This is a genomic window from Alcanivorax sp. HI0044, assembly GCF_001634945.1.
In genome coordinates, this window is sequence record NZ_LWEZ01001453.1 from 1 (window position 1) to 1763 (window position 1763).

2 protein-coding genes are annotated in these 1763 nt (G+C 55.9%); one reads left to right on the top strand and one right to left on the bottom strand.

The window, feature by feature from the left end; translation table 11 throughout:
* Positions 1–280 precede the first annotated feature (280 nt).
* Entirely contained in the window at positions 281–1294 is a 1014-nt protein-coding gene (locus A3730_RS21825) for an AraC family transcriptional regulator (RefSeq protein WP_063520739.1), read from the top strand.
* A 78-nt stretch (positions 1295–1372) separates the two neighbouring features.
* Here the strand turns inward: A3730_RS21825 and A3730_RS21830 are convergent.
* Positions 1373–1763, bottom strand: a 391-nt coding sequence (locus A3730_RS21830; RefSeq protein WP_304439520.1) for a Na+/H+ antiporter NhaC family protein, incomplete at its 5' end; no start/stop codon positions are given.

Below are 1763 nucleotides of genomic sequence, written 5' to 3' on the forward strand. Positions count from 1 at the left end.
ATGAAGCAGTCCCTGAGTGTCTGGAAGCGGATCTTCAAACTGTCTTTGCCCAACAAGAGCAAGGATGACAGCGGCAAGGGGCCGCTCAATGGTCTGCGTGCCAAAGTGGTGTCTCTGACCCGTGAACCGCAGTCAGAAACCCGCAAGGCTGCCTGATCGCTTCAAAGCGGTTTGATCTCCTGGTTCGGGCCGGTCCTGCGCTGGTTCCGGCCCTGCCATCCTTATGCTACTCTCAGTGATTCTGAGAGTAGCTTTTTTTGTATTGGGGACAAGGCAACGCATGGCAGAAATGACGGATTCCGGTGTGCTGTTACGGATGGCCTACAAGGCCATGGTAAAAGCCGGTATTGATGCCGATGCCGTGTTGGCGGAGGTTGGACTCGACAAGTCCATTTTGCAGGTCCCTGACCTGCGTACCCCCCATGATGCCCAGGAATGGTTCTGGCAGGCGCTGGAAAAAGTGTCTGGCGATGAACATATCGGGTTGCATCTGGGTGAACATATTCCCGTCTATAAAGGCCAGGTGCTGGAGTACCTGTTTCTTTCCAGTCCTACCTTTGGTGAAGGCCTGAAGCGAGCGCTGGATTACCAGCGCTTGTTGTCCGATGCCGCCCAGGGCGAATTGTTCGAGGAAGGCGATCGGGTTTTCCTCAAGCAAATGATCTGGAGTCATCGTCTCAGTCATCTCAATGAATGCATGATGATGGGCGTGATCAAGTTTTTCCGCTTCGTTACCGATGATGCGTTTGAACCGGTGGAGGTGCATTTTGGCCACGCCCGCCATGCGGATCAGTTGGAATATGAGCGTCTGTTCGATTGCCCGGTGAAATTCGACATGCCCAGCGTTGGCATGTATTTCGATGCGAAGGTGATGACCTTGCCATCCGCCCATCACGAACCAGAGCTGTTGCATCTGCACGAGCAACTTGCCAGTGAACAGGTTGCCCGGTTGGAAAAACAGGATCTGGTCGCTCAGGTGAACCGGCTGATTGGTGAGCTGCTGGAATCCGGTCACGCCAACCTGGAAGAGGTGGCGGAACGGTTGGGAATCAAGGCGCGCCAGTTGCGTACTCGCCTGGCGGATGCCGGCACCAACTTCAACCAGCTGGTGGCCGATTACCGCTGCCGTTTGGCTAAACGTTTGCTGGCCGGCACTGATGAATCCATCGATGAAATTGTCTACCTCACCGGCTTTTCCGAGCCTTCGACCTTTTACCGTGCATTCAAACGCTGGGTGGGGATGACCCCGATTGAATATCGTAAGTTGAAAGCAGAAGAAGATGCGATGGGGTAAGGCAATAGTCCGCTTGAGTGAAATAAAAAAGGCGCCAATGGCGCCTTTTTATTGCGTTATCGCTTGAGCGTCGCCTGTTTAAAGCACCATGGCCGCCAGCCACCCGGCGGCAATCAGCGGCAAGTTGTAGTGCAGGAAGGTCGGGATAACTGTATCGCGAATATGGTCGTGCTGGCCGTCCGCATTCAGCCCGGCGGTGGGGCCAAGAGTGGAATCGGAGGCGGGGGATCCCGCGTCACCCAGGGCGGCGGCGCTGCCGACCAGTGCTGCCGTGGCCAGCGGAGAAAAACCCAGCGCCAAGCATAGCGGTACGTAGAGAGTGGTGATGATGGGAATGGTGGAAAAGGACGAACCAATGCCCAGAGTCACGAACAGGCCAAGCAACAGCAGCAGCGCGGCAGCGATAGGCGGGCTTTGCAAGCCACTGGTTACCGCTTCCACCAATACGGGAACCTGCCCGCTGGCATTC

Excerpts from the sequence above, each read along its gene's own strand:
- A3730_RS21825 (WP_063520739.1), top strand. The coding sequence starts at position 281 with ATGGCAGAAATGACGGATTCCGGTGTGCTGTTACGGATGGCCTACAAG.